Source organism: Neptuniibacter sp. 1_MG-2023 (genome assembly GCF_030547185.1).
GTDB lineage: Bacteria > Pseudomonadota > Gammaproteobacteria > Pseudomonadales > Balneatricaceae > Neptuniibacter.
On record NZ_JAUOQR010000004.1, the window covers coordinates 164,860 to 181,620 of the forward strand.

Consider the following 16,761-nt stretch of genomic DNA (forward strand, 5'->3'; position numbering starts at 1 on the left):
AAGAGGGAGCCGATTGATAGCTAACCCTGAACTAACTTTAGGTAGAGATATCTATTTTGTCGACTAATGGGGTTTCTTATTATTGAAGAAGGGAAGCGGTAATGGGATTAGGCTATGTATCGTTCTATTCGGTATACTCTAATAACACAGGATACTAATTTTTGTGCACTTATATTCTAATTGTTGATATTTATGCGTCATATATTGATTTTAATTTGTTTGTTCTTTGTTGTTATGCCTCGGGCTTATGCTGAACACATATTAATTGCGGCAGACCGCTGGTGTCCGTTTAATTGTGAAGTAGGTGCCGAACTGCCCGGTTTTATGGTGGAGGTTGCCCAGCGGGTATTCTCAGACCATGGACATGATGTTGAATATATAGAGATGAACTGGTCGCGTGCTATTCAAGAAACGCGAAAAGGTAATATTAATGCCATTATGGGGGGCTTTAAGAGTGATGCCCCACATTTCATCTATCCTCAAGAAGAGTTGGCGGTTTTGGCGAACTCTTTCTTTGTGCGTAAAGATAGTGACTGGACTTATGAGGGAGTTGAATCCCTTAAATATGTGCAGTTAGGGGCTATTTTAGGCTATGACTACGGTGATGAGTTAAGGAGTTATATCCAAGAGAGTGGTGCTGAGAGAGTCACTATGCTCAATGGGAATTATCATTTGTTATCTCAGGGGATTAAATTACTTGATAGGCATCGTATTGATGCGATGATCGAAACTGATCCTGTGTTTTGGTATACCGCAAATCAGTTGGGTGTAGCGGATCAATTTAAATTTGCTGGCACAGTTGTGCAACGGGAAAAAGCGTATATCGCTTTTTCTCCAGCACTGAAAAGTTCAACAGTGTATGCAGACCTTCTATCTGATGGCATAAAAAAGCTTAGGGCGTCGGGAGAACTCTCCACAATTTTAGCTAAATATGGCCTTAAGGATTGGAAATAATAGAGAGATCTAATAGAGAGTATCTATCTGATACGGGCATGCTAGGTAACAAGTTTATAGCATGCAGTTTATTATCACTTTTCACCTAAAAAGCCACCGCTTTGATGGGCCCATAACTGGGCATAAATTCCCTGCTTTTGAATTAACTCGTTATGGGTTCCCTGTTCAAGTACTTTTCCCTCATTTAAGACGATTAAGCGGTCTAAAGCTGCGATAGTCGATAGGCGATGGGCAATCGCTATAACGGTTTTGTTTTCCATTAAGGTATATAAGCTAGATTGGATTGCGGCTTCGACTTCAGAATCTAATGCAGATGTTGCTTCATCTAAGATAATTATAGGTGCATCTTTAAGTAATACGCGGGCGATTGCGATCCGTTGGCGTTGTCCACCGGATAGTTTTACACCCCGTTCGCCCACGTGGGCATCATAGCCTGTACGTCCGGCACTATCGCGTAGGCCTAGAATGAAGTCGTGTGCTTCCGCTTTTTTAGCTGCATAGATCATCTCTTCTTCGCTTGCTTCAGGTCGACCATAAAGTAGATTATCGCGCACTGAACGATGAAGGAGTGCGGTATCTTGAGTGACCATGCCTATATGCGCGCGCAGGGAGTCTTGTGTTGTGTCTCTAATATCTTGGCCATCAATTTGTATAGAGCCACTTTCAACATCGTAAAAACGCATAAGCAAATTAACAATGGTTGATTTCCCTGCGCCAGAACGACCTACTAAGCCTATTTTTTCACCCGATTTTATCGCCAAATTTAACTGATCTATGATCTTTTTCTCTTCACCGTAACCAAAGCTGACAGCGTTAAAGTCTATTGCCCCATTTTTTATTTTAAGTGCTTTTGCATGGGCTTTATCTTGGATCTGGAGTGGCTTTGAAAGTGTGCTCATGCCATCGGCAACTGTGCCAATATTCTCAAAAAGTGCACTGATCTCCCACATAATCCAGTGCGCCATACCATTTAACCGCAGAGCTAAGGCGATAGAGATAGCGATGGCACCAACAGATACAGCATTTTCGAGCCAAAGCCAGATGGAAAGAGAGGCTACAGAAAATGAGAGCAGGTGGTTTATGCATTGCACACTAAGGTTCAGCCCTGTGGCAAGACGCATCTGTTTATGGACAGTCTTTAAAAATAGATCCATACCCTCCTTAGCGTATTCAGCTTCTCGCTGAGTATGGGAAAAAAGTTTTATGGTTGTAATGTTGGCATAGGAATCGACAATTCGTCCGGTCATCATTGAGCGAGCATCGGCTTGCTCGGTAGATATTTTTTTCAAGCGAGGGACAAAATAGGTTTGGATCCCTACATAGAATAATAACCAAATGGCCATAGGTAAGGTGAGGCGCCAATCTGATTGAGCGACTAATACTAGCATGGCAAAAAAGTAGACAACGATAAACACCATGACATCTAGTAGTTTCATTACTGATTCACGTATAGAAAGTGCCGTCTGCATCACTTTTGTTGAGATTCGTCCGGCAAAGTCATCGGCATAAAAGGAGACGCTTTGTTTTAAAAGATAGCGATGGGCGAGCCAACGGATGGACATAGGGTAGTTACCCAAAAGAGTTTGGTGGGTAATTAATGAATGTAGTAGACCGGCAATGGGCAGCGCAATCAAAGGCACTAAGCTCATTAACAGAAGTTGATCTGCTTCTTGCTCAAGAAAGGTGGCTCTATCTTTAGTTGATAGCCAATCAACTAGTTGTCCCATAAAACCAAATAGAGTGACTTCTAAAATGGCAACCGTAGCGGTGAGTAAAGACATCGCTATTAATGGCCATTCTGCCCCTTTTGTATAGTGACGACAGAACGCATAAAGGCCTTTGGGCGGTTGGCTAGGCTCTGCAGGAGGAAAAGCGGGAATCAGCTTTTCAAAAAATGAAAACATAAGTCTCTCTAACAGTGAATAAGGTAGTTATGAGTGGTGGGGTCAATCACAGCCGTTAAAAAAGGTCTTGTTGGGTATTGAGCACATGTAAACGATCTCCAACTTTGATCTCACCTGAGCGGATGATTTTACAGCATAATCCGCCGTGGCCAAGCATTGCACTAATACCATTATGACCTAAGGCTGCTTCCATTCTTGAGCAGGGGTGGCATAAAGCGCTGGCTTCAAATACAGCACTGCCGATTCGAAACTGTTGGTATCTTAACGCATTGAGATTAATGCCGGATACAACAAGGTTTCTCCGTAAAAGATCGGGGGCTATAGTGCTTTTGTTAGCGTAATAAGCGATTTGTTGAATAAACTCTTCAGAGATAAGCGTTACTTGGCGTGCAGAGCCGGGCGTTTTTATGCAGCGATGATCACCTTCTAAGCCTTTGTGTTTAATTGCCATGACATGATCAAGTGAGATCAGGGGCTGTTTACGCTCTGGTCTAATGCCTATCCAGTTAAGCGTACCGGGAGGTAGATCTTTTGCGTAACGTAAAAATAAACTATGTAAGCTCATAAAACGATGGCTACTCCCATTCCTGCTTTGCTTCCACGTAGATCTTTTGATCGCTTTCGGTGATGAAAAGTTCAATCGGTTGGCAGCAGATCTCGCAATCTTGAATCATCTGCTGATCAATATCGTTGTCCGGATCTACTTCAGCAGTATTTGGGGTCATACAGTAAGGACATTCGAAAGATATGAACATAGCACCTCTTTTAAGATCAATTTGAACAAGAGTGTGGTTTTCGTTTATCGCTTGTGGAAAGGGTTTGGTAGCCTGTTTAAATTTAAATGATACAGGCTAGGTTTAGAATAGCTGAAAGGCGGTTAGTATTCCGGATTAATTATGGCATTGATTAATTCAAATGGGCGCGCATGATTTTCTTGAGCAATATCTTTCAGGCTTAGTTGTTCTGAACTAACGCTAAAATTGGCGATCTCTAAATCAATCAGTAATTGCTCTATATTACGCTCTTCAAAGGAGGCGATCTGTTCTAGTGACTTCTCTGAGTAGAGTTCAATAAGTTGCTTGTCTGGATGTGGTTTATGCTCTATTGGCGTTAAGGCTAGAGCGCTAGCTCCTAGTAATATAAAACTTATAACGGCAAGGCCCGTTTTCTTTGAGAAGTATTGTTTAAAGGAGCGCCAGTGAAACTGAATATGTAGCAGAGTCGCTGCGGCCATGATAAGGCCAATCCACTCATGCATTAATTTGACTACATCTTTCCCTATATGGAAAAACATCATAACGCCACTAATCGCAATAATTAGACCGCTAGCGATGATGAGGGGCGTTGAAAAATGACGGTGGTTGTATTTCATAACGATGATCCAAATAAGCTATATCTCTTTATAGAAATTATGCCGTTAGGAAGAGTTAACTAGGGTTTATAAACTGTAAAGAAAAGTAAAGGAGGGTCTTAAAGTTAAGGCGAAGGCGATTAAGAGGGTGGGCTCTTGTTATTGAGCATAAAAAAAAGGGGGCGTTAAATGCCCCCTAAAAGTTTCTATGAATATGATCGATTGAGCATTTAATATGCGGCAGTGACACTCAATTCAACAAGTATCTCAGGACGCGCCATACGTGCTTCTACACAAGCACGAGCAGGCTTTTCACAGTCTGCTACCCATGCGTCCCAGACTTTATTCATCGCAGCAAAATCTTTCATATCACGGATATATATAGTGACAGAAAGTAATTGATTACGGTGGCTACCCGCTTTAGCGAGTAAGTCATCAATTTTATCTAGGCAGCGTTGCGTTTGTTCTGCTATATCCCACTGGGCTTCGCCAGCGGTTTGGCCGCAAAGGTAAACGGTATTGTTATGCTTAACGATACGGCTCATGCGTTCGGTAGATTCCATGCGCTCAATGCTCATAGATGTTTCCTCAAATATATTTTTTGTGTACACGGCGAGTAATACCGGTAAACAAGGTGTAGGGGATAGTGTCGCAACAAGCGGCGACTTCTGAAGCTAGTAAGTTCTCGCCCCAAAGCTCCACATAGCTACCAACTTTAGCGTCTGGAATATCACTGAGATCAACGGCCAACATATCCATAGAAACGCGACCAATAATGCGGCTTTTATGTCCATCCACAAGTACGGGGGTGCCATTTTTCGCATGACGTGGGTAACCATCGGCATATCCCATAGCGACCGTACCTACACGGGTGGGTTTGTCACAGGTCCATGTGGCGCTGTAGCCTACACTTTCACCCGGCTCGATTTCGCGAACGGCAATAACTTCTGAGCTTAATGTCATAGCTGGTTTTAGCTGATCGGCTAACTTATGTGCTTCAGCAAAAGGGCTTGCACCGTAAAGGATAATACCTGGGCGCTGCCAGTCCCTACGTGCATTATCATGTCCAAGGGTTCCGGCTGAATTGGCCATACTGATCGGCGCTTTGAGCTCATCAGCGAGAGTGTCCAAAATCTGGATTTGTTCAGCTGTTGTATTAAGTTCAGGCTCATCGGCAGCAGAGAAGTGGCTCATTAATACAACATGTTCAACTTGAGGTAGAGCCGATAGCTTATTAAATGCCTCTTTGTATTCACCTGGAGTGATACCTAAACGATGCATGCCATTATCTAATTTCAACCATGCGGTGATAGGTTTGTTTAGTGGAGCATTAGCAATAATATCGATCTGATCTGCGTTGTGAACTGCGCACCACAAGTTTTGGTCGCTGATAATAGGTAGCTCATCCGCGGTGAAAAAACCTTCTAGTAATAATATAGGTAAGCTAATACCTGCATTGCGAAGCTCAATGGCTTCCTCAATACAGGCTACGCCAAACCCATCTGCATCTTTACTTAAGGCTTTGGCAACTTCTACGGCACCATGTCCATAGGCATTGGCTTTTATAATAGCCAATGCGCCTTGTTTAGGCGCCACAGATTTAGCCAAAAGATAATTCTGACGTATAGCATCTAAGTTAATTGTAGCGGTGGCTGGGCGTGCCATGGGAACTCCTAATCGGTGGTGCTTTTAGTAATAATAAATAGCGCTAAAAAATAAAGATGATAATCTCGTAAAAGCTATTTTAAGCTGTCTTATAAAACCATAATCGCTTCGATTTCTATATCAGCATCTTTTGGTAATGCTTTGACCGCATAAGCTGCACGCGCAGGATAAGGTGCTTGAAAGTACTTTGCCATGATTTCGTTAACCTGAGCAAAGTAAGATAGGTCAGATAAAAGCACTGTTATTTTAACAAAATCGTTTAGGTTACCACCAGCGGCTTCTGCTACCGCTTGTAGGTTTTCGAATACTTGTACGGCTTGTGCTTCAAAAGATTCTGTAACCATCTCCATTGTTTCAGGGTTCAACGGGATTTGACCTGAAAGGTATACAGTATCACCTGCTTTGACTGCTTGAGAGTATGTGCCGATCGCCGCTGGGGCTTTGTTGGTGGTGATGATAGATTTATTGCTCATAATAGTTCCTTCAATGTTAACTGATGCCAATCAGTTGGCTGATTGGCATCAAAAATATTAGATACGATTTAGATAGGTGTTAAGCGTAACGGGCTACCGACAAGCCTTCGTTATCTATATCTGGGGCCTTTTGGCTGATTACATCGGCAACGTATTTGCCTGAACCTAGTGACATAGTCCAACCTAAAGTACCGTGGCCGGTATTTAAGAACAGGTTAGAGATATTGGTTTCGCCAAGAATCGGTGTGCCATCGGGTGTCATCGGACGTAAGCCTGTCCAAAATTCAGCCTGTTCTATATCGCCACCACCAGGGAAGAGATCATTTACAACAAACTCAACATTGGCACGGCGTTTTTCTTCTAACTCTTTGTTGTAAGAGGCGATCTCTGCGGTTCCACCAACACGAATACGATCATCAAAACGTGTGACAGCCACTTTATAGGTTTCATCCATAACCGTAGAGGTTGGTGCTTTGGATGGATCTATAATCGGTATTGTTAATGAGTAACCTTTGATAGGGTAAACAGGTACTTTTAAACCAATTTTTGAGAGCATTAAGGTTGAATAGCTGCCTAATGCAACGAGGTAAGCATCAGATGTCATCTTACCTCTTGAGGTGCTGACACTCACGACTTCATCACCCTCAGTGTTGATGTTAAGAATATCGGTCTTCATCTTGAAGACGACACCTAACTTTCTACACTCTTCAGCAAGGGCGTTAGTGAATTTGAAGCAATCACCCGTTTCATCGCCCGGTAGTCGAAGGCCGCCAACGATTTTTTCTTTTACCATTGCTAGGGCTGGTTCATATTCAATACAACCGTCGGTGTCGAGGGCTTGGAAATTAACCCCACACTCTTCTAAAACAGAGATGTCTTTTTTAGAGTCGCTGACCTGTTTATCTGTACGGAACAGTTGCAGCGTACCTTTGCTGCGCTGTTCATAATCTATATCAATCTCTTGACGTAGGTTAATAAAGCAATCGCGACTGTATTCAGCTAAACGCATCATTCGAGCTTTATTGGTGTGATAAGCGTCTTCAGTGCAGTTAGTCAGCATTTTTGTCATCCAGCCAAGCGTCTGAATATCGACTTCTTTGCCGCTAATCATAAACGGGGCAAGGTCTTGCATTAACCATTTAATCGCTTTAAGAGGGATGCCTGGACCAGCCCAAGGAGCTGAGTAACCGGGGGATATTTGTCCGGCATTGCCATAACTTGTTTCTAAGGCGACATCTACTTGGCGATCGATTATAGTTACTTCATGGCCTGCTTTGGCTAAATACCAAGCGCTAGTAACGCCAACCACGCCTGCACCTAAAACCAATACTTTCATTGTATGACCTCATTTATTAAATTTATTTTGCTAATGAGAAAACACTAGTTTATTGGCTTTTTTGTATTAAATGGCTTTGAATTTTTCTATAATTAAGCGATATTAGCTAATTAATTTAATATATGCAGTGGATTTCTCTATATGACGAATAATAAAAAACGTGCATTAGATCGTTTGGATATCAGTATACTGCGTACGTTACAGTCTGATGGTCGAATTAGTTATGTCGACTTAGCGGAGAAGGTAGGATTAAGTTCTACGCCTTGTATTGAGCGTGTAAAACGGTTGGAAAAGGAGGGTTATATAGAGGGCTATTATGCTCGCTTGAATCCACAGCTGCTTGATTACAATATGTTGGTATTTGTAGAGATCTCGTTGTCTTATCAGACACCAGACGCCTTTCGTATGTTTAACAGAGCTGTTTCTGATTTGCCTTATATACTTGAGTGTCATTTAGTATCGGGTGATGCAGATTATCTACTTAAAGCTCGTATTAATGATATGTCGCAATATCGTGCGTTATTGGGTGATATGTTATTGACCTTGCCTGGTGTTAAAAACTCTAAAAGTTACATAGTAATGGAAGAGGTGCGAGAGACATATGCCCTGCCTATTGAGTATAAAGCGAATCCCTAGCTTGGGCTTATATAGATGGATAGGAAATTGACGCTAAAGTGTCTGTGTTATGTGGAACTTTCTCTTTGCACAATCACATTTTTTGAGTACAGCGGAAATTAATTCTTAAATTCCTAGTATTCATTATTCAAAAGGAATCATTCGCTTATTAGCTTTACTGTGTCGCTATTAGCTTTGAAACTTGTCTATAGCAGTGGAAACATCTGTTTATTTGAAATTTTTATTATAGATCGCTGCAATCTCTTAATTTTTCCTATAAAAAAGTATATTTCCCTCTCTTAGGGGGGGATATAAAGTTATTTATTCGGAATATCTATTAATTTCAAAGCCATTATCTAGCTAAATTGACTTATCTTATTGGGAACTACTATTTGTCATAATAGGGCCATAACTGTTAAAAGAGTATTTCTTTTAGTTGGCAATAAATGATTTTGATGAGTATTGCTTGTGCTGTGATCGAGGGGATCTGCATGTTAAGCAAACTGATTGAGTCAGCCATTAGTTTGCTGTTTTATTGCAGGTAGTTGTTAGCTGTTCTTTTGTGTTTATAACACATAAAAAGTGCAGTGCAGCATGTACTAATAATAAGAAGTTCAAGAGTAAACAAACCTCAATTAAGACAAAAATATCGAGGAAAAATAATGGAAGCATTAACCGGTTTTATCACTATGGTTAACGGCATCGTATGGGGTCCCATGATGCTTGTATTGATTCTAGGTGTAGGCTTGTTTTTACAGCTAGGATTAAAACTGATGCCAATCTTTAAGCTTGGTACTGGTTTTAAACTTATGTGGAATGGTCGTAAAGCGACTGATTCAGAAAGGAAAGAGGGTGACATTTCTCCATTTCAAGCGTTGATGACTGCTATGTCTGCAACGGTTGGTACTGGTAATATCGCAGGTGTTGCGACTGCGGTATTCTTAGGCGGTCCTGGCGCTCTTTTTTGGATGTGGTGTACTGCGCTAGTGGGTATGGCGACTAAGTTTTCCGAAGCGGTACTAGCGGTTAAATACCGTGAAGTAGATGAAGAGGGTAACCATGTTGGTGGCCCGATGTATTACATCAAAAATGGTCTTGGTAAAAAATGGGCTTGGATGGGTACGCTTTTTGCCATTTTCGGTACGATTGCCGGTTTTGGTATTGGTAACACCGTTCAATCAAACTCAGTTGCATCTGTTCTTGAATCGAATTTCGGTACGCCATTATGGGTGACGGGTGTTGTTTTAATGGTGCTAACAGCAGCTGTTCTATTGGGCGGTATTAAACGTATTGGTGCTGTTGCGGGTTCGCTTGTGCCTTTGATGGCGATCAGTTATTTGGTTGCGGGCCTTGTTGTATTAGCGATTAATGCTGATGCTATTCCTCATGCACTTGATCTTATTTTTACTTATGCATTTACAGAATCTGCTGCCGAAGGCGGTTTTGCCGGTGCAGCGGTATGGGCAGCTATTCGTTTCGGTGTGGCGCGTGGTGTGTTTTCCAACGAAGCTGGTTTAGGTTCTGCGCCTATTGCCCATGCGGCGTCTCAAACTAAAGATCCTGTTCGTCAGGGTTTGATCGCGATGCTAGGTACATTCCTAGATACTATTATTATCTGTTCTATCACTGGTTTAGTGATTATTACATCAGGTGCATGGACTTCCGGTGAGTCCGGTGCAGCACTGACCTCTGCTGCGTTTGCTCAAGCCTTGCCTGGTGTGGGTAACTATATTGTTGCTATAGCGTTAGCTATTTTCGCCTTTACAACTATTTTGGGGTGGAGCGTTTACGGTGAGCGTTGTGCTGAGTACCTGTTTGGCGTGAAAATTATTGTACCTTTCCGTATCCTTTGGATTCTAGCGGTTCCTGTTGGTACTTTAGTTGGCTTAGATTTTGTTTGGTTGCTAGCCGATACTCTGAATGCATTAATGGCGATTCCTAACTTAGTGGCACTTGCTTTGTTGAGCCCTGTTGTATTCCGTTTAACACGTGAGTATTTCGATAAGCAAGCCGCTGAGTCGCTAGCGGGTAAATAAACTGCGGCGTTAAAGCATAAACATAAATCACACTGTTTTTAAAGTCGAAAAACCGAGCGTTTGCTCGGTTTTTTTTGTCTATTTATAGGCGGTTTTTTTACATAACTTTACAGATTAATTTTTAATATTAGATTATTCTTACCTAGTGAGAATGATATTATTATGTCTGATAATTAAATCAGTGAGGAGAGTCTAACAATGGAAAAGTTTATTAAGGCAGCGTTGTGCGCAACGGTATTAGCGACAACCGTTTCACCTGCTATGGCAGAAGATTTCCCTTTTGAAGACCAGATAGAAGGCCGTCAAGGTTTCTTCCAGATGGTGAAGTTTAATATGGGCGTGCTTGGTGCGATGGCTAAAGGGAAGCGTGATTATGATGCTGAATTGGCTCAAGCGATTGCCAATAACCTGAAAAACGCGGCGGCAATGGATAATGCACTGATGTGGCCAAAAGGTTCTGATATGGATGCTAAAGGCTTGTCTGATGTAACAAAAGCTAAAGCAGACATTTGGGCGGCTGATTCCGATATTGGTGAAAAACATAAAAACTGGGTAGCGGCGACAAATACAATGGCAGAAAGTGCAGGCCAGGGTCTTGACGCGTTACGTGATGCGATTGGTCCTTTAGGTAAGTCATGTAAGTCTTGTCACGACAATTACAAAGCTAAGTAAAGAGATCTAAAGGTAGTCTTGTTGCTTAATAGGGCTACCTTCTATTGAAATCTTCAATGGTATATGGAGTATTAAATTGATGGTTAAAATTTGGGATCTACCGACCCGGATTTTCCACTGGGTGCTAGTTTCACTTTTTCTGTTTCTGATTTATAGCGGTAATTGGGATGACAGCCTGATGCAATGGCACTTTTATAGTGGCTACCTATTATCTGGTTTGATTCTTTTTCGTATTTTATGGGGCATCGTGGGTACTTATTATGCGCGTTTCTGCTCTTTTATTGTTTCACCAATCAAGGGGCTTAGTTATCTAAAGTCGACTTTTAAAGGTGATACATCAGAACATTTCTATGGCCATAACCCTGCTGGCGCAATGATGGTTGTGATGCTTATTTTACTGCTTATGCTGCAAGTCGCTTCAGGCCTAGTAACCTCAGACGAGGTATTATGGGAAGGCCCTTTTTATGCGAGCGTAAGTGATGAACTGGCAAGTTTAGGCGCAGAAGTTCATCATACTGTACAGATTATCCTACAGTGTTTAGTTGGATTACATATTTTGGGTGTTATTACACATAGCATCTTATTTAAAGAGAAGCTGGTGGCTTCTATGGTGACGGGAACAAAGAAGGATTTAGGTAACGCAAAACCTAGAGAACCTGTTAATCCTGTTGCTTTGTTAATGTGTGTCGCATTAAGCGTTGCTTGGGTGTATTACCTGTTTGGTTTACCTATCTAATATATGCCTCTTTTAGTTTAAGGGAGCGTTCTGACCTCCCTTATCCATTTCTTATACTGACTTAACCTCTAGCGCTTAGACTATTTTAGATAAGGGGTTAGGTTAAGTTCTTTGGATCCAATAATCGACTTAACTCATCAGCGTCCATACCTGTTACCTCGATTGCTACCTCAAGTACGGTTCTTTTTTCGGCATAAGCTCGCTTAGCGATGATTGCGCCCTGTTCATAACCGATAACTCGATTGAGAGCGGTAATTAAGATAGGGTTTAGAGCTAAGGTTGATTCCATACGGTCAATATTGATTGTCATTTTTGAGATCGCTTTATCTGCGAGTAAGCGCACGCTGTTGCTTAATAGCTCAATGCTTTGAATCAAGTTATGAGCAACAAGAGGTAGCATTACATTGAGTTGAAAATTACCGGATTGGCCAGCAAGGGTGATACAGCAATCATTGCCTATTACTTGCGTAGCAGCCATTGCCACGGCTTCTGGAACGACAGGATTCACTTTACCCGGCATGATGCTGCTGCCCGGTTGTAACACTGGTAAGCTAATCTCACCTAATCCGGCTAATGGCCCACTGTTTGCCCAACGTAGATCATTAGAAATCTTTACTAAGGCCACCGCTAAGGTTTTGAGCTGGCCGCTTAACTCTACGGCGGTATCTTGGCTGCTGAGAGCGGCAAAGTGATTTGGCGTGACTTCAAATGGTAGGTTAGTGAGTTGGCTTAACTCAGCGCACACTTTTTCTGCAAAACCTTTTGGGGCATTGATGCCTGTGCCTACCGCTGTGCCGCCAATCGCTAGTTGAAATAGCCGTGGTTGTACATCGAGTAATCTATCTTTTGATTGCTTTATTTGTGCTTTCCAACCACTTAATTCTTGAGCGTAAGTGACAGGCATAGCATCCATTAAGTGAGTGCGTCCGGTCTTGACGACCTGGGTTAATGTTTCTGATCGGTCGTTAATAACTTGCATCAGGTGTTCTAGGGCAGGGATGAGACGTTCATTCAGTAGCAGGGCTGCACTTAAATGGATGCAGGTCGGTATGACATCATTGGAGCTTTGGCTCATGTTAACCTGATCATTAGGGTTAACGGGTGAATTTAGTTGTTTAGCGGCCAAGTGGGCGATGACTTCATTTGCGTTCATATTGGTGCTGGTGCCAGAACCTGTTTGGAACACATCTAAAGGAAAATCATGGTCGTAATGCCCATAACTAACATCTTTAGCAGCGCACTGAATCGCAGTTGATACCTCTGCATCGAGTATTTCTAATTCTGTATTGCCGGCTGCGCAGGCAGCTTTTACTAAGCCTAGAGAGCGAATAAATGCTCTCGGCATGGTGATGTCGCTAATGGTGAAATTCTCCATAGCGCGTTGGGTTTGAGCGCCGAAAAGGGCGTCGATTGGAACTTGTACTTCACCTAGGGAGTCGTTCTCTATTCGGTAGCTGTTTTTGCCCATGAGTTCACCTGTGATGCGGCTTGTGTTGCTTTTTAAGTTTAGTCTAGGTGTGGATAAATATAGATTCCTTTCTCCCTAAGACAAAAAAAATACCCTTGGCTATCCTCTGATACTAACCACCCTGCGATAGAGTTGTTCGCTATTATTTAGGCTGTTTTTACACGGCGGTTAATTCAAGGCGTTTATCCCTTGTTGTGATGAAATGATGTTCATGGCTGCTGCATAATACGATCTTGTCGGCCCAGTGTGCTCTTAATTGCGAGTAAATTTGGGCTGCAAGGGTGCTATCCATACCGGCAGTAGGTTCATCGAGTAGGATAAGTTGAGGGTTTTGGAGTATCAGGCGAGCTAAACCAATTCGCTTACGTTCGCCGCCGGAAGGTTGCCATTCACCTTCGCCTAACCACGTGTCTAGACCGTTAGGAAGCCTTTTTGCCCACTCTCCCAATTCAACAATATTGAGTGCATGCCTAATGGCTTGCTCTGAGGCTGTGATATTAAGTGTTAGGTTATCCCTAAGTGTGGCGCGGAGTATATCGATACGTTGTGGCATAAAGCGGATCTCATCTGCGTTTAAACCGGTAAACTCTATGCTGCCAGCACTAGGAGTGAGTTGTCCATAAATCAGACTGAGCAAGGTGCTTTTACCTACGCCGCTACTTCCATTTAGCCAGATCCAATTCGGTCCATCATACCTAAGATTAAACTGCTTAAATATGTCAGCTTTTTGCTGTGGGTAGCGGTAATTAAGCTGGTTGATGTGCAGGCCGATAGTGCTGGAATCCGTTTGCGTGAAAGTCCGTTTGTCGAGTGTTTCTGTGTTGTTCGTGAGGTTGTCTTGGAGGCGATCTAATGCGGCTAAACCAAGACCTAGGTTTGCTAGAGCTGGGCAGTTATTAAGTAATACTTCAGCACTGCCTAAGGTTAATAACAGGAGCATAAAGGCATAAGCGCCTTCAAGCTGACCTTGCTGGAAAGCTAATAAACCCTGCCAAAATATGAGTACGGTCATAATAATCAGAATGGCTTGGGTGAGTAGTAATATTTGTTGTTGGCGCTGTACTGCCATGGATTCGTAGTTATCGGATTCTTGGGCCTGTTTTTGTAGGTATTCTCCACTGTGTTTTAGGCGCTCAAATAGAGTCAGTGTTCTCATATTGCTTAATAATGCACTGGCAGATAACCATTGTTCGCTGTGACGTTTATGTAAAGTGGACTCAGATTGTAAGACGCGATGGCTATACAGCCAAGGCATAACAAACGTTGCAAATATTAAAGGGATGATAACCCATGGTATTAACGCTGGTAGTACTAGATATAAAGTTACTAAATAGGCGCCCATAACCAAAAAGCTGACTGCAGCAGGAAGTATTGCGGAGAGATAGATCGCTTCGATATTTTGAATATCTTGTAAGAGACGGCTGGAGGTTTCGTGGCGATTAAGTTGTTGTTCGTTCCAGTTCAAGCGACTAATGAGACGAAATAGATCTGCCCGCAAATTAGAGATGATTCTAAAGGTTGCTTCGTGACTACTTAAACGCTCGCCGTAGCGCCCTGCGGTTCGTGACATAGATAAGCCGCGGACTATAGCGCCTGGGGCAAAGAAATTAAAAGAGTGTGCGGCCACGGCGCTTAGCCCAGCTAAGGCTGCAGCACTGATAAACCAGCCCGAAACCGCGAGTAGAGCGATACCTGAATAGGCAGTAATTACGGCAAGAAGAACCCCAAGCAAAGCCATTTTATACTCTTGCCGGAGTAGTTTTAAATAGTGCCGTTTGACATTATTCATGTGATTCTCCTAGGGCTTGCATAGTAATGACTTTATTGAAAAAGTGTTGATCTGTGGGCCGGTGGCTGGTCATGATGAGCATGCCCCCTTGCTCCACATAGACGGCTAATTGCAACATAAAAGCTTGAGCGGTTGCTTCATCAAGGTTGGCGGTGGGCTCATCTAAAAGTAATAAACGAGGTTTGTGCAGAAAAACGCGAGCTAAAGCGATACGTTGTGCTTGCCCACCTGATAGATAGCCACCCTGATCACTAATTATATAATCCAGCCCGCCGGGGAGTGAGCTAATAAGCTCCTCTATTTGTGCGTCTTTGAGGGCTTGAAATAGTGTTTCATCTGAGAAGTCACGGCCAAGGCAAAGATTCTCTCGAATACTGGCGAACAGTAGTTCAGGGGTTTGGGTCATATAGCCAATTTGTTGCTGCCAGTCTGGATGTTGGTAGATGTTATGTTCAACCTCATTAAGTTTTATCTTGCCTTGATGAAGAGGATATAACCCCGCCAAGGTATCTAGCAGTGTTGTTTTACCTGAACCCGAGGGGCCGTTGAGTAACACTCGATCTTTCATCTCTAGAGTAATAGAGATAGGCGTATGAAGAGGTCGTTCTTTAGCGCCCGCTTGAACGGTATCAAGTTGTAAACTGCCTATTTTTGGAAGAGGTTGTTGTTCTACATTTAATTCGCTGCCTGATATTTGAGAAGCAAGCTTATTAAGTGTGAGAAGATGTTCGGCAACGCTCGTTGCATCCGCCTTTGCATGATATAGGGTGCCGAGACGACGCAAAGGTAAGTAAAATTCAGGCGCAAGCATCAGGAGGAATACACCTTGGCTCAAGCTCAGGTCATCGCTCCAACTCCCCAGCTGATATTTATCAAGAAAAAATAAGCCTAGATAAACAGCGACCAATGCCACACTAATGGCACTAAAAAACTCAAGTATAGTGTTTGATAAAAATGCGAGACGTAATACTTTCATGGTGGTTTCGCGGAATGATTCTGACTTTTGGAATAATTTATCCGCTTCTTGCTCTGTAGTGCCGGCAAGTTGGAGTGCTTGTAGATTTTTTAGCCGATCAGACATTAAGTTGCCAAGACGGTTAAGCTGTTGGAGATTATCATGACTTGCTTGCCCTGCTTTTTTCCCTACTAGAATCATGAATAAAGGCACTAATGGGGCAGTTAATGCCAATATAATAGGCACTAGCCAGTTAACGGTAGCTGCTGCAATGATTACCGCAATTGGCATCAAGACAGCTAAATATTTTTGCGCACTATAATCCGCAAAGTAGAGCCGGAGGCTATTAATTTCAGTACTGAGCAGGTTGCTAAGCTCCGCGGTCTTAAATCGAGGGAAAAGTCGAATATTAAGGGTAAAGCAATGTTTGAGTGCAAATTGCCGTAATTGACTGCGTATCTTAATGCTAGCCTGATTAGCGATGTTGTTTTGCAGGTAGGTCGCTACGGCTTTTGTCAATAAACTCAGCGTTAAGACAAGCCAAACTTGCGCAGTGGGTAGTGTTTTCTCCGGTTGAAATAGGGCGTTATCTAAAATATCAGCCACGACAAACGCAAATAGAATTGTCATAGCAATTTGCAGAAGACCAAGCAGTATAGACAACCGGTTTTCCCGTTTGCCATGCAGACTAAATTGGCGAAGCAGATCGGCTGCGTCTTTAAACTGTACTTTTTGAGACTCTTTACCCATGGTTTATGTGTTAACTCTAATGTTTGGCTATTTATGCTAGCTCTAAAAGTAGGTTTT

At 42.6% G+C, this 16,761-nt stretch carries 16 protein-coding genes; 5 read left to right on the forward strand and 11 right to left on the reverse strand.

What is annotated here, in order from left to right; genetic code table 11:
• The first annotated feature begins 192 nt into the window (after positions 1–192).
• A complete protein-coding gene (locus tag Q4492_RS06925; RefSeq protein ID WP_303416518.1) occupies positions 193–954 on the forward strand; it encodes an ABC transporter substrate-binding protein in 762 nt (253 codons plus the stop codon).
• A gap of 74 nt (positions 955–1,028) precedes the next feature.
• On the opposite strand, the gene Q4492_RS06930 is transcribed toward Q4492_RS06925, so the two are convergent.
• The 8 genes from Q4492_RS06930 to Q4492_RS06965 form a co-directional block, all read right to left on the reverse strand.
• The gene (locus tag Q4492_RS06930) at positions 1,029–2,858 is read right to left on the reverse strand and encodes an ABC transporter ATP-binding protein (RefSeq protein ID WP_303416519.1); all 1,830 of its coding nucleotides are present in this window, start codon (positions 2,856–2,858) and stop codon (positions 1,029–1,031) included.
• 55 nt (positions 2,859–2,913) lie between these two features.
• Positions 2,914–3,423 (reverse strand): MOSC domain-containing protein, encoded by a 510-nt coding sequence (locus tag Q4492_RS06935; protein WP_303416520.1) that lies wholly within the window; start codon positions 3,421–3,423, stop codon positions 2,914–2,916.
• A gap of 10 nt (positions 3,424–3,433) precedes the next feature.
• Complete coding sequence (locus Q4492_RS06940; protein WP_067861807.1) at positions 3,434–3,613, reverse strand: CPXCG motif-containing cysteine-rich protein; 180 nt, start codon at positions 3,611–3,613, stop codon at positions 3,434–3,436.
• A 122-nt stretch (positions 3,614–3,735) separates the two neighbouring features.
• Positions 3,736–4,230: a DUF4405 domain-containing protein gene (locus tag Q4492_RS06945; protein WP_303416521.1), complete on the reverse strand. Its 495-nt coding sequence runs from the start codon at positions 4,228–4,230 to the stop codon at positions 3,736–3,738.
• A gap of 209 nt (positions 4,231–4,439) precedes the next feature.
• A complete protein-coding gene (locus Q4492_RS06950) occupies positions 4,440–4,787 on the reverse strand; it encodes a RidA family protein (RefSeq protein WP_303416522.1) in 348 nt (115 codons plus the stop codon).
• A 10-nt stretch (positions 4,788–4,797) separates the two neighbouring features.
• Positions 4,798–5,874, reverse strand: a complete 1,077-nt coding sequence (gene alr, locus Q4492_RS06955) for an alanine racemase (protein ID WP_303416523.1) — start codon at positions 5,872–5,874, stop codon at positions 4,798–4,800.
• Between the two features lie 89 nt (positions 5,875–5,963).
• Positions 5,964–6,347 (reverse strand): Rid family detoxifying hydrolase, encoded by a 384-nt coding sequence (locus Q4492_RS06960; RefSeq protein WP_303416524.1) that lies wholly within the window; start codon positions 6,345–6,347, stop codon positions 5,964–5,966.
• Positions 6,348–6,426: 79 nt separating this feature from the next.
• Positions 6,427–7,683 carry a D-amino acid dehydrogenase gene (locus Q4492_RS06965; protein ID WP_303416525.1) on the reverse strand — a complete coding sequence of 419 codons (1,257 nt, stop codon included), beginning with the start codon at positions 7,681–7,683 and terminating at the stop codon, positions 6,427–6,429.
• A gap of 141 nt (positions 7,684–7,824) precedes the next feature.
• Here Q4492_RS06965 and Q4492_RS06970 point away from each other — a divergent pair, with 141 nt between their 5' ends.
• The 4 genes from Q4492_RS06970 to Q4492_RS06985 all read left to right on the forward strand — a co-directional run bounded on the left by Q4492_RS06970 (position 7,825) and on the right by Q4492_RS06985 (position 11,742).
• A complete protein-coding gene (locus Q4492_RS06970; RefSeq protein ID WP_303416526.1) occupies positions 7,825–8,319 on the forward strand; it encodes an Lrp/AsnC ligand binding domain-containing protein in 495 nt (164 codons plus the stop codon).
• A gap of 641 nt (positions 8,320–8,960) precedes the next feature.
• Positions 8,961–10,334 (forward strand): sodium:alanine symporter family protein, encoded by a 1,374-nt coding sequence (locus Q4492_RS06975; RefSeq protein WP_303416527.1) that lies wholly within the window; start codon positions 8,961–8,963, stop codon positions 10,332–10,334.
• A 198-nt stretch (positions 10,335–10,532) separates the two neighbouring features.
• Positions 10,533–11,006: a cytochrome c gene (locus tag Q4492_RS06980; RefSeq protein WP_303416528.1), complete on the forward strand. Its 474-nt coding sequence runs from the start codon at positions 10,533–10,535 to the stop codon at positions 11,004–11,006.
• Between the two features lie 79 nt (positions 11,007–11,085).
• Complete coding sequence (locus Q4492_RS06985; RefSeq protein WP_303416599.1) at positions 11,086–11,742, forward strand: cytochrome b/b6 domain-containing protein; 657 nt, start codon at positions 11,086–11,088, stop codon at positions 11,740–11,742.
• Positions 11,743–11,839: 97 nt separating this feature from the next.
• On the opposite strand, the gene Q4492_RS06990 is transcribed toward Q4492_RS06985, so the two are convergent.
• From Q4492_RS06990 to cydD, 3 genes are all read right to left on the reverse strand, one after another.
• A complete protein-coding gene (locus Q4492_RS06990) occupies positions 11,840–13,210 on the reverse strand; it encodes an aspartate ammonia-lyase (protein WP_303416529.1) in 1,371 nt (456 codons plus the stop codon).
• A 157-nt stretch (positions 13,211–13,367) separates the two neighbouring features.
• Positions 13,368–14,999, reverse strand: coding sequence for an amino acid ABC transporter ATP-binding/permease protein (locus Q4492_RS06995; protein WP_303416530.1), 1,632 nt, complete (start codon positions 14,997–14,999; stop codon positions 13,368–13,370).
• Positions 14,992–16,704, reverse strand: coding sequence for a thiol reductant ABC exporter subunit CydD (cydD, locus tag Q4492_RS07000; protein WP_303416531.1), 1,713 nt, complete (start codon positions 16,702–16,704; stop codon positions 14,992–14,994). The genes Q4492_RS06995 and cydD overlap by 8 nt, the downstream gene beginning before the upstream one ends.
• Positions 16,705–16,761 lie beyond the last annotated feature (57 nt).